The 22780-nt window shown below is 41.0% G+C and carries 22 protein-coding genes; 18 read left to right on the top strand and 4 right to left on the bottom strand.

Going from position 1 to position 22780, the window contains the following annotated elements; all coding sequences use genetic code 11:
• Positions 1-15 precede the first annotated feature (15 nt).
• Positions 16-1950, top strand: coding sequence for a RecQ family ATP-dependent DNA helicase (locus ACSLUK_RS11565; protein ID WP_448548810.1), 1935 nt, complete (start codon positions 16-18; stop codon positions 1948-1950).
• Between the two features lie 93 nt (positions 1951-2043).
• On the opposite strand, the gene ACSLUK_RS11560 is transcribed toward ACSLUK_RS11565, so the two are convergent.
• Positions 2044-2532, bottom strand: a complete 489-nt coding sequence (locus ACSLUK_RS11560) for an FKBP-type peptidyl-prolyl cis-trans isomerase (protein ID WP_448548809.1) — start codon at positions 2530-2532, stop codon at positions 2044-2046.
• Between the two features lie 16 nt (positions 2533-2548).
• The gene (ygfZ, locus tag ACSLUK_RS11555) at positions 2549-3520 is read right to left on the bottom strand and encodes a tRNA-modifying protein YgfZ (protein ID WP_448548808.1); all 972 of its coding nucleotides are present in this window, start codon (positions 3518-3520) and stop codon (positions 2549-2551) included.
• A 238-nt stretch (positions 3521-3758) separates the two neighbouring features.
• Here ygfZ and ACSLUK_RS11550 point away from each other — a divergent pair, with 238 nt between their 5' ends.
• Both ACSLUK_RS11550 and ACSLUK_RS11545 read left to right on the top strand, forming a co-directional pair.
• Positions 3759-4010 carry an FAD assembly factor SdhE gene (locus ACSLUK_RS11550; RefSeq protein WP_448548807.1) on the top strand — a complete coding sequence of 84 codons (252 nt, stop codon included), beginning with the start codon at positions 3759-3761 and terminating at the stop codon, positions 4008-4010.
• Positions 4011-4032: 22 nt separating this feature from the next.
• Positions 4033-4443, top strand: a complete 411-nt coding sequence (locus tag ACSLUK_RS11545) for a hypothetical protein (RefSeq protein WP_448548806.1) — start codon at positions 4033-4035, stop codon at positions 4441-4443.
• 21 nt (positions 4444-4464) lie between these two features.
• Here ACSLUK_RS11545 and nadB read toward each other — a convergent pair whose 3' ends face one another.
• Complete coding sequence (gene nadB, locus ACSLUK_RS11540; RefSeq protein ID WP_448548805.1) at positions 4465-6066, bottom strand: L-aspartate oxidase; 1602 nt, start codon at positions 6064-6066, stop codon at positions 4465-4467.
• 206 nt (positions 6067-6272) lie between these two features.
• Between nadB and rpoE the strand changes: the two genes are divergently transcribed.
• The 12 genes from rpoE (at position 6273) to ACSLUK_RS11480 (ending at position 15614) form a co-directional block, all read left to right on the top strand.
• Positions 6273-6851 (top strand): RNA polymerase sigma factor RpoE, encoded by a 579-nt coding sequence (gene rpoE, locus ACSLUK_RS11535; protein ID WP_448548804.1) that lies wholly within the window; start codon positions 6273-6275, stop codon positions 6849-6851.
• Between the two features lie 70 nt (positions 6852-6921).
• Positions 6922-7521, top strand: a complete 600-nt coding sequence (locus ACSLUK_RS11530) for a sigma-E factor negative regulatory protein (RefSeq protein ID WP_448548803.1) — start codon at positions 6922-6924, stop codon at positions 7519-7521.
• Positions 7518-8474 carry a MucB/RseB family sigma factor regulatory protein gene (locus tag ACSLUK_RS11525; RefSeq protein WP_448548802.1) on the top strand — a complete coding sequence of 319 codons (957 nt, stop codon included), beginning with the start codon at positions 7518-7520 and terminating at the stop codon, positions 8472-8474. The genes ACSLUK_RS11530 and ACSLUK_RS11525 overlap by 4 nt, the downstream gene beginning before the upstream one ends.
• A gap of 2 nt (positions 8475-8476) precedes the next feature.
• Positions 8477-8953, top strand: coding sequence for a SoxR reducing system RseC family protein (locus ACSLUK_RS11520; RefSeq protein WP_448548801.1), 477 nt, complete (start codon positions 8477-8479; stop codon positions 8951-8953).
• Between the two features lie 88 nt (positions 8954-9041).
• On the top strand, positions 9042-10832 hold the full coding sequence (gene lepA, locus ACSLUK_RS11515; RefSeq protein WP_448548800.1) for a translation elongation factor 4: 1791 nt from the start codon (positions 9042-9044) through the stop codon (positions 10830-10832).
• A gap of 9 nt (positions 10833-10841) precedes the next feature.
• The gene (gene lepB, locus ACSLUK_RS11510; RefSeq protein ID WP_448548799.1) at positions 10842-11762 is read left to right on the top strand and encodes a signal peptidase I; all 921 of its coding nucleotides are present in this window, start codon (positions 10842-10844) and stop codon (positions 11760-11762) included.
• Positions 11762-12454: a ribonuclease III gene (gene rnc / locus ACSLUK_RS11505; RefSeq protein ID WP_448548798.1), complete on the top strand. Its 693-nt coding sequence runs from the start codon at positions 11762-11764 to the stop codon at positions 12452-12454. The genes lepB and rnc overlap by 1 nt, the downstream gene beginning before the upstream one ends.
• Before the next feature lie 2 nt (positions 12455-12456).
• Positions 12457-13365, top strand: a complete 909-nt coding sequence (gene era, locus ACSLUK_RS11500; protein WP_448548797.1) for a GTPase Era — start codon at positions 12457-12459, stop codon at positions 13363-13365.
• Positions 13366-13403: 38 nt separating this feature from the next.
• Positions 13404-14087, top strand: coding sequence for a DNA repair protein RecO (gene recO, locus ACSLUK_RS11495; protein WP_448548796.1), 684 nt, complete (start codon positions 13404-13406; stop codon positions 14085-14087).
• 2 nt (positions 14088-14089) lie between these two features.
• Positions 14090-14824 carry a pyridoxine 5'-phosphate synthase gene (gene pdxJ, locus ACSLUK_RS11490; protein ID WP_448548795.1) on the top strand — a complete coding sequence of 245 codons (735 nt, stop codon included), beginning with the start codon at positions 14090-14092 and terminating at the stop codon, positions 14822-14824.
• 4 nt (positions 14825-14828) lie between these two features.
• Complete coding sequence (acpS, locus tag ACSLUK_RS11485; RefSeq protein WP_448548794.1) at positions 14829-15212, top strand: holo-ACP synthase; 384 nt, start codon at positions 14829-14831, stop codon at positions 15210-15212.
• Positions 15213-15365: 153 nt separating this feature from the next.
• Positions 15366-15614, top strand: coding sequence for a hypothetical protein (locus ACSLUK_RS11480; protein ID WP_448548792.1), 249 nt, complete (start codon positions 15366-15368; stop codon positions 15612-15614).
• Positions 15615-15657: 43 nt separating this feature from the next.
• Here ACSLUK_RS11480 and barA read toward each other — a convergent pair whose 3' ends face one another.
• Positions 15658-18558 carry a two-component sensor histidine kinase BarA gene (barA, locus tag ACSLUK_RS11475; RefSeq protein ID WP_448548790.1) on the bottom strand — a complete coding sequence of 967 codons (2901 nt, stop codon included), beginning with the start codon at positions 18556-18558 and terminating at the stop codon, positions 15658-15660.
• A gap of 271 nt (positions 18559-18829) precedes the next feature.
• Here barA and relA point away from each other — a divergent pair, with 271 nt between their 5' ends.
• The 3 genes from relA to ACSLUK_RS11460 all read left to right on the top strand — a co-directional run bounded on the left by relA (position 18830) and on the right by ACSLUK_RS11460 (position 22713).
• On the top strand, positions 18830-21025 hold the full coding sequence (gene relA, locus ACSLUK_RS11470; protein ID WP_448548788.1) for a GTP diphosphokinase: 2196 nt from the start codon (positions 18830-18832) through the stop codon (positions 21023-21025).
• Between the two features lie 3 nt (positions 21026-21028).
• Complete coding sequence (gene mazG / locus ACSLUK_RS11465; RefSeq protein WP_448548786.1) at positions 21029-21823, top strand: nucleoside triphosphate pyrophosphohydrolase; 795 nt, start codon at positions 21029-21031, stop codon at positions 21821-21823.
• A 68-nt stretch (positions 21824-21891) separates the two neighbouring features.
• Positions 21892-22713, top strand: a complete 822-nt coding sequence (locus tag ACSLUK_RS11460) for an enoyl-CoA hydratase-related protein (protein ID WP_448548784.1) — start codon at positions 21892-21894, stop codon at positions 22711-22713.
• The last annotated feature ends 67 nt before the right edge of the window (positions 22714-22780 follow it).

Below are 22780 nucleotides of genomic sequence, written 5' to 3'. Positions count from 1 at the left end.
TAGGATATTTGATAAATGAATTTAACAGTGCAGTTACAACAGTATTTTGGTTATCCGAAATTTAGAACAGGTCAGCAGGAAACCATAGAATATATTCTTGCTGGACATTCAGCATTAGCTATTTTCCCGACGGGCTCTGGAAAGTCGTTATGTTATCAATTGAGTGCATTAAATTTACCTCACTTAACATTAGTGGTGTCGCCGCTACTTTCGCTAATGCACGATCAGTTATCGTTTTTGCATGAAAAGGGAATTCCCGCAGCGAGTTTAGACTCGAGCCTGTCGAGAGAAGCGTATGCACAAGTGATGGAAGATGTACGTAGCGGGCGGCTCAAAATTCTGATGATTTCAGTCGAACGTTTTAAAAACGAACGATTCAGACAGTTCATTGAGCATGTTGCCATTTCGCTGCTGGTAGTAGACGAAGCGCATTGTATTTCAGAGTGGGGTCATAATTTTCGGCCTGATTACCTTAAGTTACCACATTACATGAAAGCGCTTAATATTCCTCAAGCGCTACTACTGACCGCTACTGCGCCAGTGAAAGTTAAAAAGGATGTCCAGGAAAAATTTAACATTCAAGATAAGCATGTAGTACAAACAGGCTTTTATCGCTCAAATCTAGATATTGCTGTTGAGGCTGTAGAATCTGAAAGCAAACAGCAACGTCTTATTGAAATTGTCCATAGTAATGCTTGTCCCACTATTGTTTATGTTACGCTGCAACAGTCTGCTGAACATGTCGCGCAAGCTCTTATAAATGCTGGCGTTAAAGCAGCTGCATACCATGCTGGTTTAGCGAGTGATTATCGCCAGTTAGTGCAATCTCGATTTATGAACGATGAATTGAGCGTGGTGGTCGCAACAATTGCCTTTGGCATGGGAATAGACAAATCTAATATCAGCCAAGTTATTCATTATGACCTGCCTAAATCGATCGAAAATTATAGTCAGGAAATTGGCCGTGCAGGGCGTAACGGCGGAGCATCGAGATGCGTTGTTCTTGGAGATCTTTCAGGCGTATCAACACTAGAAAATTTCATTTATGGTGACACACCTGAGCCACAAAGCATTAAGTTGGCGTTAGAGCATATAGTTGCCAACACGTGCAATGGACAGTGGGAATACCAAGGAATGGCATTAAGTACGCTGTCTAACATTAGACAATTGCCGCTTAAGACTTTACTGGTTGCATTAGAATTACATGGTGTTGTTGAACCCATGTATAGTTACTTTGCAGAATATCGTTACAAATTCTTAGAAGACAAGTCAGAGATTCTTCAGCGTTTTAATCAAGAGCGTCAACACTTTCTAACAATGCTATTTGAGCAGTCTGTTTGCAAAAAAGTATGGTGTGAGCCACCTTTAGGTGCTAATACCCAAGTACAGTTTTCAGAACGTGAAAGAGCCATTGCTGCGCTAGAATATCTTGATAATCAAGGGTTAATTGAGTTGAGTGCGAAAGGCAGCACAGAAGTTTATCGCGTAAACACTGATTTACTTAGCCAGCATGGGCTGGTAACAGAGCTTGCAGACTACTTTGCCCACAAAGAGCAAGCGGAAATAAACAGAATCAACGAAATGATTTCATTTTTAGGTAATGACTCATGTTTGACCGCAGCCTTGTGTGGTTATTTTGATGATGATAATGCACCGGCGCATTGTGGTCATTGTTCTGCTTGTCGAAATGGTAGGGTATTACTTACCCAGACGAATATGAATGTTGATATTGCCGATTTGGAATTGGCCGAAATCTATCAGGAGTTTAAACAGGCTGTCGAGCAAGCGTCAGAACTAAACGCGTCTCATACTTTGTTTGCCAAATTTTTAACAGGTCTCACTGCACCTTTGTTTACTAAAATTAAAGCGAAGAAAATGCGAGGGTTTGCGCAGTTAGAATTGCACCGATTCCAACAGGTATTGGCAAAAGTTAATGCTGCAATAGCCTAATAGGCCTGCGCTATTTAATTTGGGTATAAAAAAGGAAGGCATAATGCCTTCCCTTGATTATTCAGCTGTTTATATCACTCACATTGCTAAAAATTAGTGATCGTGGCCACAGCCGCCTTCGCCATGTACATGGCCATGTGCCAATTCTTCTTCTGTGGCATCTCTCACTTCGATAATTTCAACATCAAAGTTTAAGTCGATGCCTGCCAGAGGGTGATTGCCATCTACTGTGATTTCATCGTCGCTGATATCAATTACGATAACAGTCTGCTCTCCGTCATCAGTAGACGCTCTTAGTTGAGAGCCAACCTCAAGGTCTTCAATGCCTGCAAACATTTCTTTAGGTAGACTTTGGATAAAACCTTCCTGACGTTCACCGTAGGCATCTTCTGCTTTTACATCGACTTCAAACTTATCGCCAGCTTGGCGATCTGCCAATGCGTTTTCAAGGCCTGGAATTAGGTATCCAGTACCATGAATCACGGCTAATGGCTTGTGATCATATGAACTGTCGATCAATGTGCCTTCGCTATCTGATACGGCGTAGTGTAAAACTACAACTTTATTTGCAGAAATTTTCATTTAATATCCTAGGGTACTACTCTTGAGTACTTATACTGTATGGTAGGTCAACGATTGATAACGACGCCGACTCGTGTTCTTTAACCCGCAATGCTGTGGTGCTATCAATATCGTTGGCAAGTACTGCCTGAACATATAAATCACCAGATGCTGATTGGTAATGACATATTATATCACCGGCTTTACGCCAATTCTCCCCAAGTTGCTTTTCTACGGCACTAATTGATGAAAGTTGCTCATCGCTTTGCCCTTTTAAGCAAAATAAGGCGCGTTTGTTTTTACCCAAATACTGCATGCGCGCGACAGTTTCTTGCCCTAGATAACAGCCTTTAGTAAAACTTATGCCGTTTATCGCCTGTACATTCAGCATTTGTGGCACATATTCACCAATGCTTGAGGTTTGCAATGCAGGAATACCATTAAGAATTTCCAATAAACGCCAAACGTCGGCTGGATATTGCGTCAATGAATCTTCATTTAGGACACTAAGCTCTTGAGAATTGGTGGACACGACAATGTAGCGTGATGAATGTCCCGGCAAATAAAGTATGCTTGTATCTTCATCATGTACTACTGGGGTCAGTGCGTCTGGAAGTCGTGCAAAATGTTTACTTAAAACTTGCTCTATCGCATTGCCGCCAAATCCATAAAGTACATAACTTTTCGCTAATTCAATATTTACTTTCGAGAACACGCCAAACTTTTTAAGTTCTGCGAAAGATGCTTCAGTAGCTGCGCTTGATTGCACTAGACATAATGCGTTGTTCTTTTCAAATAATCGGAAGGTAGAATGAACTTTGCCTTTGGCATTGCAATGTGCACCGTTTAGGAGGTGCTTATCCGCCAAACTCGCCACATCACAAGTAACTTGCCCTTGTAAGTATTTGATATTTTCTTCACCTGCAAGCGTAATGATATCAAAATGCGTGAGGGGAATAGCGTATGCGTCAGCTAAATTGTCATGTTTAGGTAATTGGTCAACCAGCATAAAAACGTGATCAAAGTAAGTGAAAGATGGTTATGTTTATAAGGGCTGATTTTGTAATTTCAAGGTTTTTCTTAAGATGTAACTTTTCTGAGTTTTTTATTTTTTCTGGCAAAAACAGCACGTTTAGCTACAGTTATCTGCTGTTGCTAAAGGGATTTGGGTTTTAAGCTAATTTTGCATGGCTATTCTATGATTCAGTTTGTAGAATACGGCAGTTTTCAAAAAATCTTGGTGATATATGACGCAAATAACGAATAAAGCACGTTTAAAATGGGCTTGCAGACGAGGAATGCTAGAGCTTGATGTATTGTTTATGCCATTTGTTGATGAGGCATATGATGATTTAACTCATGATGATCAAGTGTTATTTGAACGGTTACTTACGTGCCAAGACCCAGAACTTTTCGCTTGGTTTATGGGACATGAAGAGTGTGAAGACAAAGAACTTAACAGAATGGTGCAATTTATTCTCAATCGAGTCAAAGTATAGCGTTATAATCGAGCTTTCGAATTTGCAACGAAAGCTCGTCGCATTCGAGTTATCGCTGATTCTTGCAGCAGTGATTATAGTCATTCTTAAGTACAATCAAGCGTTGCCATATAGTTATATCTTGGCACTAATTGCAACCATACCCACTCATTTTCTCATTGCCAAATTTCTACCACCTCAGCACTATTGCCAAAACTTTGAATTAGATCGCTTTGGTCTGATGCACACTGCCGATAATCAGCTTTATCAGTTAAGTGCGTGCTCAAGAGTGGGGTGGTTCGGTTGCTTGTTAGTCTTTGAAGTAACAGCAAAATATTCAAGTTCGTCTTCAATGTTTATTTATAACGACAGTGTTTGCCCGCAGACATTGTCTCGTTTAAAAAGAACCATTTATTATCTGCAAAAACATGGACGTGCGTCTGAAGCAACATAGTATACTCCATTGTTAACTATATTAGTGTTTTGTATCGCTAGGCGTAAGTATTGTGATATTAGCTGTGTCGTTTGTTTCTGGATAGTCTAACGTATAGTGAAGACCACGACTTTCTTTTCTAGACAATGCACTCTTTATGATTAATTCTGCTACCTGCACTAAGTTTCTTAGCTCTAATAAGTTATTACTCACCCTAAAGTTTCGGTAATACTCATCAATTTCACGTTGTAGCAATTCTACTCGATGCAGAGCACGTTCTAAGCGTTTGGTTGTTCTAACAATTCCAACGAAGTCCCACATGAATAGTCGAAGTTCGTGCCAGTTATGCTGAATAACAACTTCTTCATCAGAATCCGTTACGCGACTTTCATCCCATTCAGGTAAATCGATGATTTTCGCGTTGGGCACTAGTTTTTCTTCTATATCTTGTGCTGCTGCGCGCGCGTATACAACACACTCTAACAAAGAGTTACTCGCCATACGGTTTGCACCATGTAAACCTGTATATGCAACCTCTCCAATGGCGTACAAATTGCCAAGGTCAGTCTTACCTTGCTTATTCACCATAACGCCACCACAAGTGTAATGAGCTGCCGGAACAATTGGCATTGGCTGCTTGGTAATATCAATCCCCAAACTCATACAGCGTTCATAAATGGTAGGAAAGTGCTGCCTTATGAACTCTGCAGGTTTGTGGCTAATATCTAAGTACATGCAGTCTGCACCTAATCGCTTCATTTCGTAATCTATCGCACGAGCGACAATGTCACGAGGAGCCAATTCCGCACGCTCATCAAAATCCGGCATAAATCTAGAACCGTCAGGCCTACGCAATTTTGCACCTTCACCTCTCAACGCTTCAGTCAACAAAAATGTGCCAGCATCAGGATGAAACAAACAAGTCGGATGAAACTGATTAAATTCCATATTGGCGACGCGACAGCCAGCACGCCATGCCATGGCAACACCGTCACCACTGGCAACATCAGGGTTTGAAGTATATTGGTAAACTTTGCTAGCACCACCTGTGGCTAAAATTGTTTTTTGTGCAAATATGCGCTCCACTTTCTCGCTATTTCGGTTCCAAATATATGCGCCAACACAAGCCTTTCCATACTTGTTTTTCTTAGTGATAAGGTCAATTGCGTTATAGCGTTCGAACATGCGTATACGGCTATGTTCTTTTACTCTATCAACAAGCGTGGTTTGAATTGCTTTGCCCGTAGCATCTGCAGCATGCAAAATTCGGCGATGGCTGTGACCGCCTTCACGTGTTAAGTGGTACTTCTTATTGCCAGAGTTCGATTCTTCCTGATCGAAATCAACCCCTTGCGAAATTAACCATTCCATACATGAACGGGCATTTTCAGCCGTGTATTGAACAACGTCCTCTTCGCACAAACCAGCACCAGCGATTAATGTATCCTGTACGTGTGCATCGATACTGTCGCCTTCATCAAAAACTGCAGCGACACCACCTTGTGCGTAGTAGGTAGAACCCTCTGTGATGTGGCTTTTTGACAAAATAACGACATCGGCGTTCTTCGCCAAATGCAAAGCCAGTGATAGACCAGCCGCGCCGCTACCAATAATTAATACATCACAGTTGTGTTGTTGATTCATAAATGTCTAGTTTTGAGGTACTCTATATGGAAATGGATTCTAACGTTTATTCGGCCTTTGAAATAGCCCAAAAAACGAGATTGTCCAATCAATTTTAAATTTTTTTGCATTTTTTTAGAACTTTTTGATACAAGTCTAGTCATACTTGTGCGTTTGCTTTGAGCCAGTTGTAAAAAGTTAAGCAGTAATTAGGAGAAATGGCTCGGATGAGCGAACAGAACGTAGACCAATTGTTGGTAGAAAAAGTACAAGGTGGTGATAAAAATGCTTTTAACCTACTTGTTACTAAATATCAGCATAAAGTGTCCAATTTAGTATCTCGTTATGTAAAAAATCAAAGCGATGTGCCAGATATAGTGCAAGAAGCCTTTATCAAAGCATATCGTGCGTTGCCTAACTTTCGGGGTGACAGTGCATTTTATACATGGCTTTATCGGATTGCGGTGAACTGTGCTAAAAACCATATGGTCGCTAGCGGAAGAAAACCACCGGGATCTGATGTAGAAATTGAAGATGCCGAGATTTACGATGCAGGAGACGCTTTACGCGAAAACGCGTCACCTGAAAAATTATTATTAACGAAAGAAATAAAAAAAGTTGTCTTTAACACGATTGAACAATTGCCTGATGATTTAAGAACAGCAATAAATCTTAGGGAATTGGAAGGGTTAAGCTATGAAGAAATAGCTGCCATCATGGAGTGCCCGGTGGGAACAGTTCGCTCGAGAATTTTTAGAGCAAGAGATGCCGTGGATAAAAAAATTAAGCCGTTACTCCAACGCTAGTTGAGTTATGTCCTTAATTTAATGATGTAAAAGATGACATTTGCGCTAATATTGTGTAATAGGTGTATTTATGAGTGAAGATAAGTTCGAAACAATTTCTTCGTTGGCTGATAATTATCAGCTAAATGATTCCGCTATCAAAGAAATTGTTGATGACCAAGAACAAAGCGAGCAATGGTCACGCTATCACTTGATTGGTGATGTGATGCGTGATGACGTGCCCTCGACTATAGACACAGAGCTATCAATGCGAATTGCTGACGCGATTGCTGACGAGCCGACTGTTTTAGCTCCTGTTCACAAGCCAGGTATTTCACAGCAAGTTAAAGCAAAAGTTATCTCTTTTGTTAAACCTATGGGGCAAGTAGCAATTGCTGCCTCTGCTGCGGGGTTGATGGTACTGGGTGTACAGCAAAATGTGGCGCAAAATGATGTGACTTCACCAAGTCAGATCATGCAAACTCGTCCGCTAATCGGTACTGCACAACCTGTCAGTTTAAATTATCAGCAACCTGATCGTAAGTCACAACAGCAGGTGATGGTTGAGCAGCAACGTAAGTTTCAAGCCTTACTTCAAGATCACAAACAGCAAGTGAAATTCTCTTCAATGAATGAAAAAAGTCATGCCGATGATGCTAAAGAACAAGAGGCATTAGACACGCCTCAATGAGAATTATAATTTTACTTTTGTTGCTAGTATCGCCTTTGGTACTGGCAACATCCGATGAACAATTATCGGCTGAATCTTGGCTCAGTCGCTTATCTAAGTCTCTTAAATCACTAAATTTCAGTACATCTTTTGTCGTTGTGAAAAACAATCAGGCAGAGCCTTATCATTGGTTTCATGGGGTTAATGAGCAAGGGGTTGAACTAGAGATTCTTTCATTGCTCAATGGACCTCGGCGTGATGTCTTGCGTAAAGATAATGTGATTAGCTATATAGAGCCTGAATTACCACCATATTCTGTATTATCAACAGAACTTAAAGGACCTATCCCAAATGTCCTTAGCGGCGATGTAAATGAGATCGCTGCGACTTATGATTTTGTTTCAATTGGCAAGAGTCGCGTCTTGGGGCGAGGTGCACAATTGGTGCGAATCGTACCTAAAGATAATCACAGGTTTGGCCATTGGTTGTGGCTAGATTCCAAAACAGGCATGTTATTGAAGCTCGTCATCGCGACCAAGCAAGGTCAGCTATTGGAGCAAATCCAATTTACACATTTAGAAATTGCGGACAAACCATCAGAGAGTATCTCACAACTAGAATCTACGGAATTGCCGCGCGTATTAGAAATTCCCGAAGGTTATCAGCAACAAGCACTGTCTTGGGAAGTCAACTGGCTGCCTGATGGGTTTAAATCGGTTAACACCAATCGACATCGCTTAAGTGCTACAAAACAAGCGGTTGAATTTATACTGTTTAGTGATGGTTTAGTTGATATTTCGGTTTATGTTAACCCGAGCAGAGAATCACAGCGTGCAACCGATTTTGTTTTTGATGGGGCAACTGTGGCCCTCAATCAAGTGGTCAATGGTATGGAAGTGAGCGTGGTTGGCAAAATACCTTCCGGAACGGCAAAGCGGATTGCTGACTCGGTAGCTTTAGGCAACGGACGTTAGTCATGGTTGAAGAGCAAGCTACCGTAGTTGCAATTGAAAATAATCTAGTAACCGTATCGAGTGATCTCAAAACGGGGTGTTCTGGCTGCCAACAAGTTGATAATTGTGGTACAGGGCAAGTTTCTAAGGCATTTCCACAAAAAAAACTCACCGTGCAAATCACCTCTGACCTGCCGCTTAAAGTTGGTGATAAGGTAGTGTTAGCCATTCCAGAGTCGCCACTCTTAAGTACGGCATTTCAAGTATATATTTTACCCCTCATCGGGCTAATGACATTTGCGTGGTTGGCTCAAATGCTAGTTGAACATCAAGTGCTTTCCCATGAAATTTGGGCTGTGCTATTTGGATTTGTGGGCGGCTTTGCCGGCTACAAATTGGCCAAATATCGCCAGAATCAACCAAATGTTGTTAAGTCTTTGCAACCTGTTATTAAAAAAATCCTTCCACAATCGCTTCCTGTTACACAAATACCGCGCTAATCCGTAACAAAAGATAGCCGAAGAGCGCTAAATTAGCTAAAATCTCGCCATTAGTATTTTGACTTTGTATTTAACTGAATTTTCTTTTATGAAACACATCCGAAACTTTTCAATTATTGCCCATATCGATCATGGTAAATCAACTCTTTCTGACCGTTTAATCCAACATTGTGAAGGTTTGTCGGATCGTGAAATGGAGGCGCAGGTTTTGGACTCCATGGACTTAGAGCGTGAACGTGGGATAACCATCAAGGCACAAAGTGTTACGTTAAATTACAAGGCAAAAGACGGTGAGACATACCAGCTTAATTTTATCGACACTCCTGGTCACGTAGATTTTTCGTATGAAGTGTCACGTTCATTGGCGTCGTGTGAAGGTGCATTGTTGGTAGTAGATGCTGGCCAAGGGGTTGAAGCTCAAACTGTAGCCAACTGCTATACCGCGATTGAAATGGACTTGGAAGTATTACCAATTCTTAACAAGATTGATTTACCTCAAGCGGATCCTGAACGTGTTTGTGAGGAAATTGAAGACATTATTGGCATTGATGCTGTTGGCGCAGTAACTTGTTCAGCCAAAACAGGCATTGGTATTGAAGATGTGTTGGAAACCATCGTTGCCAACGTACCTGCGCCAGTTGGCGATCCTGACGCCAATTTACAAGCACTCATTATCGACTCTTGGTTTGACAATTACCAAGGTGTTGTATCACTAGTACGTGTGATGAATGGTGAAGTACGTGCTGGCGATAAAATGGTTGTCATGTCAACAGGTCAAACGCATATCATCGATAAAGTCGGTATATTCACACCAAAACAAACTGAAACTGGCGTACTTAAGACTGGCGAAGTGGGCTTTATTATTGCTGGTATTAAAGAAATTCACGGAGCGCCTGTTGGCGATACACTAACAATTGCCAAGAAAGAAGCTGCTAAGCCTCTCCCTGGATTTAAAAAAGTGCAGCCGCAAGTGTATGCCGGTATTTTCCCGATCAGTTCTGATGATTATGAGAATTTTAGAGATGCGCTTAATAAACTGAGCTTAAACGATGCTTCGTTGTTTTTTGAACCTGAAAACTCGTCGGCACTTGGTTTTGGTTTCCGTGTTGGTTTCCTTGGTATGTTACACATGGAAATCATTCAGGAGCGATTAGCGCGCGAATATGATCTCGATTTGATTACAACAGCGCCAACCGTAAATTACGAGATTGAAAAAAATAACGGTGAAATACTATCAATTGATAATCCGACGGATCTACCGCCAATTAATGAAATCAACGAAATTCGTGAGCCTATCGTTGTTGCGGACATTTTAGTACCACAAGAGTATTTAGGAAATGTTATTACGCTGTGTATTGAAAAACGTGGTGTACAGAAAGATTTGATCTATCACGGTAATCAGGTAGCGGTAAAATACGAGTTGCCTATGGCTGAGGTGGTAATGGACTTTTTTGATAAATTGAAATCAACCAGTCGTGGCTATGCGTCGCTTGATTATCATTTTATTCGTTTTCAACCTGCAGATATGGTGCGCGTGGATGTGATGATCAATGGTGATCGTGTAGACGCCTTAGCGATGATTACTCACCGCGCCAACTCAGTGCCTCGTGGTCGAGACTTAGTGGATAAATTAAAAGAGCTTATTCACCGTCAAATGTTTGATATTGCAATTCAGGCTGCGATAGGCAATAACATTATTGCCCGTACAACGGTTAAGCAAATGCGTAAAAACGTAACCGCTAAGTGTTATGGTGGTGATGTTAGTCGTAAGAAAAAGCTGTTGCAGAAGCAAAAAGAAGGTAAAAAACGTATGAAGCAGTTAGGTAACGTTGAAGTGCCACAAGAAGCGTTTTTAGCTGTATTGAAGTTAGATAAGTAAAGGAAAATTATGGCTGTATACTTTTCAATATTACTTGTAGTAATAACAGTAGTCACAGGGATTGTGTGGCTAGCTGACAAGTTTTATTTAGCACCGCAAAGACAATTAAAACTCGCTAATGCGCAAGAACAGTGCAATGACAGTTTAACAGAAGAAGCTGCCAAAAAAATCACAGAACCATCCGCAATGGTTGATACAGCAGTGCAAATTTTTCCTGTTATCGCGTTCGTGTTGATTTTGCGTTCGTTCTTATACGAACCTTTTCAAATTCCTTCCGGTTCAATGATGCCAACATTGCTTGATGGCGATTTCATATTGGTTAATAAATATAACTATGGTCTACGTGATCCGGTATTTAGGCACAAGTTTTATGAAAACGGTCAGCCGGAACGTGGTGATGTAATGGTATTCAAGTACCCTCGTGAACCACAGATTGACTATATTAAACGCGTAATTGGCTTGCCAGGTGATCGTGTTATCTATCGTAATAAGCAATTGTATATTAAGCCTGCTTGCCAAGAAGCTGATACTAAGTGCCCAGAGTATCAACAAGTAGAGGCGGAATTTGTAGAGCAAGGCACCTATAGTGATGATACTGGCGTGTTGACACGTTACGTGTCGAAAATGCCTGAAAAAACACACGAAATTTTGGTTAACAATAAAGTTATTCCAAGAACGCCACACTATTTTCCACAAGCGGGTACTCAAAGGGATGAATTTGTTGTTCCTGCGGGTCATTATTTTGTTTTAGGTGATAACCGTGACAATAGCCTAGATGGTCGTTTTTGGGGATTTGTACCTGAAGAGAATATTGTAGGCGAAGCCGTTGCTATTTGGATGAGCTTCGATTTTGATCGACCTAGCGATAGTTTCTTACCACGTTGGATTCCAACGGGCGTTAGATTTGAGCGCTTAGGTGGCATCAATTAATGGTAAAGAATACTCCGATTGCTCTGGCAAAATTGAGCAAAAGACTTGGCTATACCTTTAATAATGAAAAACTGTTACTACGAGCATTGACTCATCGTAGTGCTAAAGGCGCTCACAACGAGAGACTAGAATTTCTGGGAGATTCAATTTTAGGTTTTATTATTGCCCAGGAATTATTTGAGAAATTTCCTAAGCAAAATGAAGGCGATTTAACGCGAATGCGTTCTAGTCTTGTCAAAGGCGTAACACTGGCAGAATTAGCGCGTAATTTTGATTTGGGCGATCACTTGATCCTTGGCCCAGGCGAATTAAAAAGCGGCGGACATCGCCGAGAGTCTATACTTGAAGATGCAATAGAAGCGATTATTGGTGCTGTTTATTTAGACTCAGATATCGAAACCTGTAGAAACTTAGTGTTGGGGTGGTTTGCGAACCGACTGGCTGAAATTAAACCAGGTCAGGAGCAAAAAGATCCAAAAACGCGATTACAGGAATATCTTCAAGGTCGTAAAATTGCTTTACCACAATACGAAGTTATTGATATTAAAGGTCAATCCCATAATCAAGAGTTTACCGTTCGCTGTTCTACTGATGTTATTGATGAGGCTGTGACTACTAAAGGTAGTAGCCGAAGAAAAGCTGAACAGGCGGCGGCCAAACAAGTACTCAAACTCATCTCGGCGGGTAAATAGTTATGTCAGATAAAACATTTTGTGGCTTGGTGGCTATTGTCGGTCGACCAAATGTAGGGAAGTCGACACTACTAAACGCATTACTTGGCCAAAAAGTCAGTATTACTTCGCGTAAACCACAAACAACGCGTCACCGTATTCTTGGCATTTTAACGGAAGGGCAGCATCAAGCGGTGCTGGTAGACACTCCGGGTTTGCATAGTGAAGAGAAACGAGCGATCAACCGACTGATGAACCGCGCCGCTACTAGCTCTATTTCTGAAGTAGAGAGCATTCTATTCTTGGTCGAAGGAACACACTGGACTAAAGATGACGAACTGGTGTTGCAGCGGGTAAAAGAGAGCAATGTCCCATGTGTCTTAGTTATTAATAAAGTTGATAACGTACAAGATAAAGAGGCACTGTTGCCGCACTTGCAAACTTTGTCTGCATTACACGACTTTGACGATATTATTCCTATTTCCGCCAGTAAAGGGGATAACGTTGATAAAATAAAATCGTTATGTCTTTCTAGGCTACCTGAAAGTGAGTTTTGGTTTCCAGAAGATTACATCACTGATCGCTCAAGTCGATTTATGGCGTCTGAAATTATGCGTGAAAAACTCATGCGCTTTACCGGTGATGAATTACCGTATTCTACAACGGTTGAAATTGAACAATTCAAAGTGGATCACAATGGTGTTTTGCACATTAATGCATTAGTACTGGTTGAGCGCAATTCTCAAAAGCGCATGATCATCGGTAACAAGGGTGAAAAACTCAAAACGATTGGTCAAGAAGCAAGACGTGATATGGAAGAGTTGTTTGGTGCTCAGGTCTTTTTGGAAACTTGGGTTAAAGTGAAATCTGGTTGGGCAGATGATGAACGTGCGCTACGCAGCTTAGGGTATGGTGATGATTACTCGGGGTAGTCATTCGATCATAAGATAATAGAGCCAAATTCTGAACCATGATAGCCACATTGCAGCGTGCTTTCATTTTACATACACGACCTTATCAAGAGCATAAGTTGCTAGTAGATTGCTTTACGCGCGAACAAGGTCGGGTTGCAGCAGTGGCTTATTTACCCAAATCTCTAAAAAGTGACAAAAAAGGGCTATTACAGCCCTTTTATCCGTTGAAAATGAGCTTCACCGGACACTCTAATCTAAAGACAATTAAACAGTTAGAAAGTGCCAGTAAATCGATTAAACTATCTGGGAATGCATTGTATAGTGGATTCTACCTAAATGAATTATTGGTTCGTTTACTGCCAGAACAAATGCCATGTGAAGAGTTCTTCATGGTGTATTCGGAGACACTAAAGCATCTAGCACGGGGAGAATCTATTGAACCTGCTCTAAGGCTGTTTGAAAATGCACTATTGTCAGAATTGGGTATGAGTTTGGATTTCTCGGAAATTTTCGCTCAACAGGAACAAGATTGGGTTTACTTAGCTGAGCAAGGGTTTTTTCCAGCTTCGGCATATCCGCATTTACCTTCGTTTAAAAGTGACCACTTAATGGCAATAGCTAATCAACAATTAATCGATAAGCAGGTATTATCCTGTTATAAGGTATTAATGCGACAAATATTTAGCGGATTGCTTGGTGACAAACCTTTAAACAGCCGCGCTTTATTTAAGAGAGAATAACAATGAATGATATTTTACTTGGTGTAAACGTTGATCACATCGCAACGTTGCGACAAGCAAGAGGAACAACTTATCCAGATCCTGTACATGCTGCAGCCGTAGCAGAGCATGCTGGTGCAGATGGTATTACTATTCATTTGCGAGAAGACAGACGTCACATTACCGACCGTGATGTTTATTTGATGAAAGACACGATTCAAACGCGTATGAACTTAGAAATGGCTGTTACTGAAGAAATGCTAAGCATTGCCAGTGAAGTGAAGCCAGCATTTGTTTGTTTGGTGCCTGAAAAGCGTGAAGAGCTAACCACTGAAGGTGGCTTAGACGTTGCGGGTCAACTTAGCAAAATTACCAGTGCTGTTGAACGCCTTTCTGTAAACGGTACACAAACAAGCTTGTTTATAGATGCCGACAAAGCGCAAATAGAAGCAGCAGTTGCATCTAAGGCACCCTATATAGAGATACATACAGGTCAATATGCTGAAGCAACGTCAGAGGCGGAGCAGCAAGCGGAGTTAGTTAAGTTGATTGATGGCATCCAATATGCGCATTCGCTAGGGCTAAAGGTGAATGCAGGCCATGGTCTCACTTATTTCAACGTTAAACCAATTGCAGCAATTCCAGAAATCATTGAACTAAACATTGGTCATGCCATTATTGCTCGCGCAGCGATAGACGGGCTAGAAAAGGCGGTACGAGACATGAAGCGCCTAATGCTTGAAGCAAGACAAGGTTAAGTTCATGTCAGTTATTGGGGTAGGCACCGATATTGTTGAAATTGCCCGCTTAGAGGGAATGCCTGATAAGTCTCTTGATAAGTTGGCCAAGCGTGTACTGACACCAAGGGAACTTGAGCACTTTGAACAGTTGAACTTTCCAATTCCTTATTTAGCAAAAAGATGGGCGGCAAAAGAGGCCGCCTCTAAAGCCTTAGGTACTGGGATTGCAAAGGGAGTTTCATTTCAACATTTTGATATTATTTCAGATATCAATGGTAAACCTGAGTTAAAGATGTCTGGTGAGGCTTTGGCGAGGGCAGAGCAGCTCTGCGCTAATCAGTTTCATTTATCGATTTCAGACGAACGTCATTATGCCTTGGCCTTTGTCATTTTATCAAAAAATTGATAGACCAATTATCAAAGAGTTAGCATCATATAGCCTGTAAAATGAGAAACTAGGGCGCGTATCAGTGAATCGGCAAAGTTAAATTTACCTGTTGAATGTGAATTTATCTTCTATACTAAAAGTAGTACGCCTTATTCATTGGACGGAAGTGTCATGCAGCCTATCAAGCAACCGATAGTTGAAAGGAGAAAGGAAGCTCCAGAAAAATCAGTGTGGTGGAATAAATTGTCACTAGCACAGAAGTTTTCTGCCAGTAGCCTTGGTAAATTTGGTTATGAGTTGTCATTTGTTCGCAATGACAATGGCCGTAGCATAGCTGTATTGATGTGTGATACCGGAATGGCTACTATCACTGAAGATGGCGACATAAATACCTCACCCAATATTCAATTACGCGATTAGGTTACCTATTCTATATTATGCTAATTCGCTAGCATAAGGTGCGTCATGCCATTACTTTCTCTATTTCCGTAAAAACGGCTGGCGCATAACTTATAATGTTATCGATGTGTTCGAATAATTCAAAAAACTCAGGCTCTAAATCATCTACTGTCATACCACGTTTGATTTCAGTTTCAATTTGATGGACAACTTTTCCTAAACTTGGCACACCAGAATAACAGCAAGCACCATTGAGCTTGTGAACCAGTGTCGCTAACTTCTCAATGTCTTCTTGTGTAAGCGCCTCGGTAAGCGCTTCTTTCGTTTCTGGCAGACTGTCAACAAGCCCTACAAGCATATCACGAGCAAGCTCTACTTTGCCGCCTGCACGAGTGATGGCGAGTGGCCAATCAATAATGTTACGGGCATTTTCATGCGGCTTAGGCTTAGTTGGCGGGATTAGCGGAGCTTGTTCGTTAGTTTGACCGGTTTCTGCTGGTGACTCTTGCTTATCAGCGGTACCTGATGTGAGAGGTGTTTGACCAATTAATGCAACAGTCGACTCTTGAGTTTGGTGTGATGCCTCTTTGCCAAGTAAACTAATATCACAATATTCGTAAATCGTATGGCGTAACATTGCTTCATCAATTGGCTTAGTCATATAAGAGTCAAAGCCTTCTTTAAGTAACTTATCTTTTTCTCCGGTAAGCGCATGGGCGGTTACCGCGATAATAGGTACGCTTTCATTTAAAGATTGTGATCTAATATGCTGTAGCGCTGTAATACCATCCATCACTGGCATTTGAATATCCATAAATATCAGCGCAAAACGTTCGCTATTACATAGGTTTACAGCTTCTTTACCATTGGTCGCTATGATTACTTCATCTACTTGTTCAAGTAGTAATGCTTTGATGAGTTTCAAATTTGCATCGTTATCATCAACTGCTAATACTTTAATTGGCACCTTGGCGTTTAATTGGTTTAAGCCTTGAGCATCGAGTTGTGCTTGATCTGGCAGGAACGCTTTTGCTAATTTTTCGCCGGTTAGTGGTTTACTCATACAGTGCTTAGCACCAGCTGCAATCAAGGCTTCTTGTAAATTTGGTGAGTTGCTATTAATTGCTAAGTATATGTATTGAATATTGCGTCTAATCTTTTTAACGATTTCTTTAAGCTGATTTAGGGATGTAGGAGAAACATCGTAACCGATCAAAGCATATTCAAATGACTTGTTTTGAGCGATAACATGATTAAGTTGCTCAAGGCTAGTGACAGGAGTTACTTTCATTCCCCAGCTTTCTAAAATTTCACTACAGGCAACTCGACTATGACTATGTTGTTCATAATAAAGTACATGCTTATTCGCTAATCCTAATGGACCTGAAGGTAAGGCGTCAGGGACAGGGTTAATTTCACATTCAAACGTAAACCAGAATATAGAACCCGCATTCTCTTCACTATTTAATCCTATTTCACCGTTCATTTCTTTTACTAGCCGCTGCGATATCACTAGGCCTAAGCCTGTGCCGCCGTATAAGCGAGTAATACTACGGTCTGCCTGGCCAAACGCTTCAAATAAGGTTTTTTGTTGGTGCTCACTAATGCCGATGCCCGTGTCGTGCACGGTTACCCTAATAATCGCCTTATCATTGTGTACTTGCTCTTCTTCAATATCGATATTTACTGAGCCTTTATCAGTAAATTTTATTGCATTATTTGCGAGATTTATGATGATTTGCTTAATCCGCATAGCATCACCAATAAATGAATCAGGTAAGTCCTGTGCTATTCGTAAAGATAATTCGATGTTCTTCTTATGTGCGCTTGGCGCCAATAATGTCAGCGTTTCTTCTACAGACTCCCTAAGTGAAAATGGTATTTTTTCAATGACCATTTTCCCGGCGTCAAGTTTAGAAAAATCGAGAATATCATTAATGATTGCGAGTAGGTTTCCGGCTGAGCGTTCAATCGTATGAAGGTAGTCTCGCTGGGTATCAGTCAATGGCGTTTTAAGCACTTGGCGGGTGAAGCCAATAACTCCATTGAGCGGCGTCCTTAATTCATGACTCATATTGGCTAAGAATTCTGATTTTACTTTATTAGCTTCTTGCGCTTTGCGCTTGGCAATGTCTAGTTCAACGTTTTGGATTTCAAATTGTTCTAAACTTTCACGTAGGTCAATTGTTGCCTGATCAATGCTGCGCTGCATTTCATCGTGGTAATCGCCTAGTGATTGCGCCATGGCGTTTACACCGTTTTTAAGAAAATTGAGTTCACCAATGAGTTGCCCACTGATACGACTTTCAAGTTTGCCTTCTCTGATGCGATCAACTGCTTGAACCATTGACGAAATTGGGCGGGTAACATTTTTTATCAATCGAATTGAAAAAATGGCGCTAATCAATACTCCAAATACAACGATAGTGAAAGCAACAAGTGCCTGACTTTGTTGATCAAACTGAACACGTTTTTTATCAATTTGCATCGCAATATAACCCACATTTACTTGCGGTAATGGGGCGTTGCCAATAACGCTTAGGTCACTTTCTTCGTGGATAATAGGTGTACGAAATATTAAGTAGTCATCAACTTGTTCAACGGTGGTTGAATTTGGTAGCATTTGCCCGGCTTTTAATCGCATTAAATTGGTATCACCATGATACGCACTGGTTACATACACTTGATTGTCTTTTGTAAATACCGTAATGCTCTTAATGATTGCTGATTGACTTCTGTGGGCAAAACCAACTAAATGACGTAATTTTTCTCGTTGATTACTGATAATGGCGTCGGTACTGGCGATAGCAATGGGCTCAATAATGCTTTGCGAACGCTCGATGAGATATTGGTCAAGCTCGGTATAACGACTGTAAGAAAAATAGCCGGCGATAATCAAGCCGATAATTGCCGTTGGCAATATCGTAATGAGTATAACCCAATCTTTGAGGCTAATTTTTTGCATATATCGTGAGGTTGGCCATGAGAAATTATTAAATTATTGACCGTATCATGGCATATCATTAGCAAAATTTGTAGCGCTGATATGGAATTATAGTTACTCGTTCACTATTTGGCTGGTATTAAACTGGTAGCGCCTTGGGACTTGGTTATATGGATGTGGTGATTGTCATAAGCATAAATCTAAGGTGTTTTATCGAGTGAAGCTGCGATACACTTAAGTTAATCTCTTTTCTTATTTTACGCGCATTCAATTCACGGAGATTGCAACTATTATGGTTTCAGTGAGAAAATCACATCAAATGACAACGACCAACTTTGAAAAATGGTTGGTTAGTTTAGACATATCAGACGCTAAAGCTAAGGCAATTGAATCACTTTGGAACGAGGTGAAGCCTTTCTATAAAGATAACGATGAATGCGTTGTTAAGTCGTTTGAAATGGTTGAGATTTTGGCGTCGTTAAATCTTGATAAAGACTCTCTCTGTGCGGCATTTTTGTTCCCGTTAGTTGAATATCAGTTACTTGATATTAGCTACGTCGAAGAAAACTACAACAAAGCCATTTTCAAACTATGCTGTAGTGTTGGTCAGATGGATGCAATTAGGGCACTTCAACAAACCCATTCCAGCAATGTCGCAGCTAACCAAATCGATAATATTCGAAAGATGCTGCTGGCGATGGTGGAAGATGTTCGTGCGGTAGTGATCAAACTTGCTGAGCGTCTTTGCTATCTAAGAATCGTCAAAAATGCTGATGAAGAAACCCGAGTATTAGCGGCGAAAGAAACCGCAAACATATACGCGCCGCTCGCGAACCGTTTAGGAATTGGTCAACTTAAATGGGAACTTGAAGACATTTCCTTTAGGTATTTACATCCTGATGTGTATAAACAAATCGCCAAGCTACTTGATGAAAAGCGTCTTGATCGCGAACAGTATATGGCTGATTTTGTGAAGCACCTGTCGACAGAGCTTAAATCAGCTGATGTAAAAGGGGAGGTGTATGGACGCCCCAAACATATTTACAGTATTTGGAAAAAAATGCAGAAGAAATCTCTGGATTTCGATCAGTTATTTGATGTTAGAGCGGTACGTGTTGTCGTTGAAAAATTACAAGATTGCTATGCTGCGTTAGGGATTGTACACACCAATTGGAAGCATTTACCCAATGAATTTGACGACTATGTTGCAACGCCAAAACCCAATGGTTATCAATCAATTCATACTGTGGTTCTAGGGCCAGAAGGGAAATCAGTTGAGGTGCAAATTCGTACTCAACAAATGCATGATGATGCTGAGTTAGGGGTTGCGGCTCATTGGCGTTACAAAGAAGGCACCGCAAGTGGAAAGACCACAGGATTTGATGAGAAAGTCAGCTGGCTAAGAAAAATATTGCAATGGCAAGAAGATGTTAGCGAAGGTGGTGAGTTACTAGATGAACTACGTAGCGAAGTCTTTGAAGATCGTATTTACGTATTCACGCCAAATGGTGATGTTATGGATCTGCCAAATGGCTCGACTCCGTTAGATTTTGCCTACTATATTCATTCGAATGTCGGACATTGCTGTATAGGTGCTAAGGTATTTGGAAGAATCGTACCTTTTACACATCGCTTGCATACAGGTGACCAAGTTGAAATCTTAACGAGCAAGAATCCTAATCCGAGTCGAGATTGGTTAAACCCTAACCTTAACTATATACATACTCCAAGAGCGAGAGCGAAAGTACAGCATTTTTTCAAGTTACAGGATAGAGATAAACACATTCTGTCAGGAAAAGAGTCGCTAGAAAATGAGTTAACAAAACACGGGATTGAGCGCTTCGATGTGTCTGAAATAGCCGAACGTTTTAATGTTAAAACAGTCGATGATTTGTATGCAGCGATTGGCTCTGGCAATGCACGGTTACAGCAAGTTGTTAATGCCATACAGCAGAAAGTAGAAAAGCTAAATCCGCCTGAAGAAGTCGATCCGCAGTCGCTAGTTCGCCAAGCGAGTGTATCGTCTAAAACTAACGTAGACAGTAATGGTATTACCGTTTCTGGTGTCGGAAACTTGCTGACGCACATGGCAAAGTGTTGTTCTCCTGTACATGGTGACGATATTTCAGGATTTATTACCCAAGGGCGTGGCATATCAATTCACCGCAGTGACTGTGAGCAATTTTCTCATTTGTTAGTGCAACAACCCGAGCGTGAAGTGGAAGTGCAATGGGGTGAAGCCAACAAACAAGTTTACCAGGTAACACTTCATATATTGGCGTATGATCGCCAAGGATTAATGCGTGATATATCTACGATTATCGCGAATGAGCGTTTATCAATTATTGGTTTAGAAAGTCAGTTCGATCGCGCCAAACAAGTAACGAATATGTCGATTTCATTAGAAATTAGTAATCAAGAAGAATTAACTCGTCTGATTAATAAGTTTATGCAGTTAGACGACGTTATCGATGTAAAGAGAAAATAATTTATGTTAGATGCGCCGGCGTCAATAGAGAAGCTTCAATGGATCATGTCACAGTTGAGAGATCCTGAGCATGGATGTCCATGGGATTTGAAGCAAGATTTTAATTCGATCGTACCTCACACTATAGAAGAGGCTTACGAAGTAGCCGATGCTATTGAACAACAAGATTTTCCTGAGTTGGAAAAAGAGCTGGGTGATTTACTATTTCAGGTCATCTTTTATAGCCAATTAGGTAGAGAGCAACGACTATTTGATTTTGACAAAGTCGTGGCTGCTGTATGTGAAAAACTGATTCGACGTCATCCTCATGTGTTTTCTGACGCTAGTTTAGCGACTGACGAACAAATAAAAGCAAATTGGGAAGCGGAAAAAGCAAAAGAACGGCAAGCACGAAATAGTAACGAACAAGTTAGTGTATTAGCTGATATTCCTAAGAGTTTACCAGCACTATCACGTGCAGCCAAAATTCAAAAGCGGTGCGCCAACGTGGGGTTTGATTGGACTAATATTCACGATGTTGTAGATAAAGTTGAAGAAGAAATACAAGAAGTGAAAGAGGAGCTTCAAGGAGATCGTTCAGGGTTAGCGGAAGAGCTTGGGGATCTAATGTTTGCGGTAGTGAATATTTGTCGTCACGCAAAAGAAGATCCTGAGGCACTGTTAAGGCAAGCAAACGAAAAGTTCACGCAGCGTTTTCATGTGGTTGAAGCCCAAGTAGCACAGTCTGGTCGAGAATTTGAGCACCATTCGTTGGATGAGTTAGAGCAATATTGGCAAGTGGCCAAAGGTAAGCAGTAACTATTGTTTGGCATAGCGTCATTAATAAGTGAGGTTATGTTAGTTGTTTTGCATCAATTGGAAAAAAAATGTTTAAAGCGCCGCTAGTAAAAGATTGTAGTTTAGAGATAAATGATGGCATCGCTTGTTTAACGATGAATCGTCATGACGTTAGAAATGCACTAACCGGAACCGCTATAGTTGATGATATTGTTAGTGTTGTTGATTGGATTAATCAATCTACGGAAATCGCTGTACTTGTGATTACTGGCAATGGCACCGCGTTCTCCGCAGGCGGCAACCTAAAGGATATGCGTGATAAGGTTGGCGATTTTTCTGGCGATGCAATTACGTTGCAAAAGAAATATCAGCAAGGTATTCAACGAATGACGTTGGCGATGGACCGATTAACTGTACCTGCAATTGCTGCCGTTAACGGTCCTGCCATCGGAGCTGGTTTTGATCTTGTTAATATGTGCGATATTCGGATCGCCTCAACGCAGGCTCGATTTGGTGAAACTTTCATAAATCTGGGCCTTATTCCAGGTGATGGTGGCGCGTGGTTGTTACAACGCATTATCGGTTATCAAAAAGCTGCGGAACTTACGTTCACGGGTAGAGTGATTGATGCGGACACAGCGCTAAATTACGGCATTTTGCTAAAAGTCGTGCCCGAAGATAGACTTATGCCGGCTGCGTACCAACTTGCCGAAGAAATTGCCTCTAAGCCTCATTATGCGATTAAAGCGACTAAGCAACTCATGAAAACAGCACAATCGGATAATATTACGGAACACCTACAGTTGTGTGCTCATAAACAAAGCTTATGCCATCAGGAACCTGAACACATCGCAACGGTTTGCAAATTAATCGATGAAATAGAAATGAAAAAAGCGCCTAATAATCGATAGTAGTAGGCGCTTTCATGGCATCGCTTGTATACAAGCTTATGTTAAATTTTCACTTGGTATTACTTGA

It is taken from the genome of Thalassotalea fusca, assembly GCF_053485835.1.
This window is presented reverse-complemented; position numbering and strand designations above follow the sequence as displayed.

Excerpts from the sequence above, each read along its gene's own strand:
- ACSLUK_RS11565 (WP_448548810.1), top strand. The coding sequence starts at position 16 with ATGAATTTAACAGTGCAGTTACAACAGTATTTTGGTTATCCGAAATTT.
- ACSLUK_RS11560 (WP_448548809.1), bottom strand. The coding sequence starts at position 2,532 with ATGAAAATTTCTGCAAATAAAGTTGTAGTTTTACACTACGCCGTATCA.
- ygfZ (WP_448548808.1), bottom strand. The coding sequence starts at position 3,520 with ATGCTGGTTGACCAATTACCTAAACATGACAATTTAGCTGACGCATAC.
- ACSLUK_RS11550 (WP_448548807.1), top strand. The coding sequence starts at position 3,759 with ATGACGCAAATAACGAATAAAGCACGTTTAAAATGGGCTTGCAGACGA.
- nadB (WP_448548805.1), bottom strand. The coding sequence starts at position 6,066 with ATGAATCAACAACACAACTGTGATGTATTAATTATTGGTAGCGGCGCG.
- rpoE (WP_448548804.1), top strand. The coding sequence starts at position 6,273 with ATGAGCGAACAGAACGTAGACCAATTGTTGGTAGAAAAAGTACAAGGT.
- ACSLUK_RS11530 (WP_448548803.1), top strand. The coding sequence starts at position 6,922 with ATGAGTGAAGATAAGTTCGAAACAATTTCTTCGTTGGCTGATAATTAT.
- ACSLUK_RS11525 (WP_448548802.1), top strand. The coding sequence starts at position 7,518 with ATGAGAATTATAATTTTACTTTTGTTGCTAGTATCGCCTTTGGTACTG.
- ACSLUK_RS11520 (WP_448548801.1), top strand. The coding sequence starts at position 8,477 with ATGGTTGAAGAGCAAGCTACCGTAGTTGCAATTGAAAATAATCTAGTA.
- lepA (WP_448548800.1), top strand. The coding sequence starts at position 9,042 with ATGAAACACATCCGAAACTTTTCAATTATTGCCCATATCGATCATGGT.
- lepB (WP_448548799.1), top strand. The coding sequence starts at position 10,842 with ATGGCTGTATACTTTTCAATATTACTTGTAGTAATAACAGTAGTCACA.
- rnc (WP_448548798.1), top strand. The coding sequence starts at position 11,762 with ATGGTAAAGAATACTCCGATTGCTCTGGCAAAATTGAGCAAAAGACTT.
- era (WP_448548797.1), top strand. The coding sequence starts at position 12,457 with ATGTCAGATAAAACATTTTGTGGCTTGGTGGCTATTGTCGGTCGACCA.
- recO (WP_448548796.1), top strand. The coding sequence starts at position 13,404 with ATGATAGCCACATTGCAGCGTGCTTTCATTTTACATACACGACCTTAT.
- pdxJ (WP_448548795.1), top strand. The coding sequence starts at position 14,090 with ATGAATGATATTTTACTTGGTGTAAACGTTGATCACATCGCAACGTTG.
- acpS (WP_448548794.1), top strand. The coding sequence starts at position 14,829 with ATGTCAGTTATTGGGGTAGGCACCGATATTGTTGAAATTGCCCGCTTA.
- ACSLUK_RS11480 (WP_448548792.1), top strand. The coding sequence starts at position 15,366 with ATGCAGCCTATCAAGCAACCGATAGTTGAAAGGAGAAAGGAAGCTCCA.
- barA (WP_448548790.1), bottom strand. The coding sequence starts at position 18,558 with ATGCAAAAAATTAGCCTCAAAGATTGGGTTATACTCATTACGATATTG.
- relA (WP_448548788.1), top strand. The coding sequence starts at position 18,830 with ATGGTTTCAGTGAGAAAATCACATCAAATGACAACGACCAACTTTGAA.
- mazG (WP_448548786.1), top strand. The coding sequence starts at position 21,029 with ATGTTAGATGCGCCGGCGTCAATAGAGAAGCTTCAATGGATCATGTCA.
- ACSLUK_RS11460 (WP_448548784.1), top strand. The coding sequence starts at position 21,892 with ATGTTTAAAGCGCCGCTAGTAAAAGATTGTAGTTTAGAGATAAATGAT.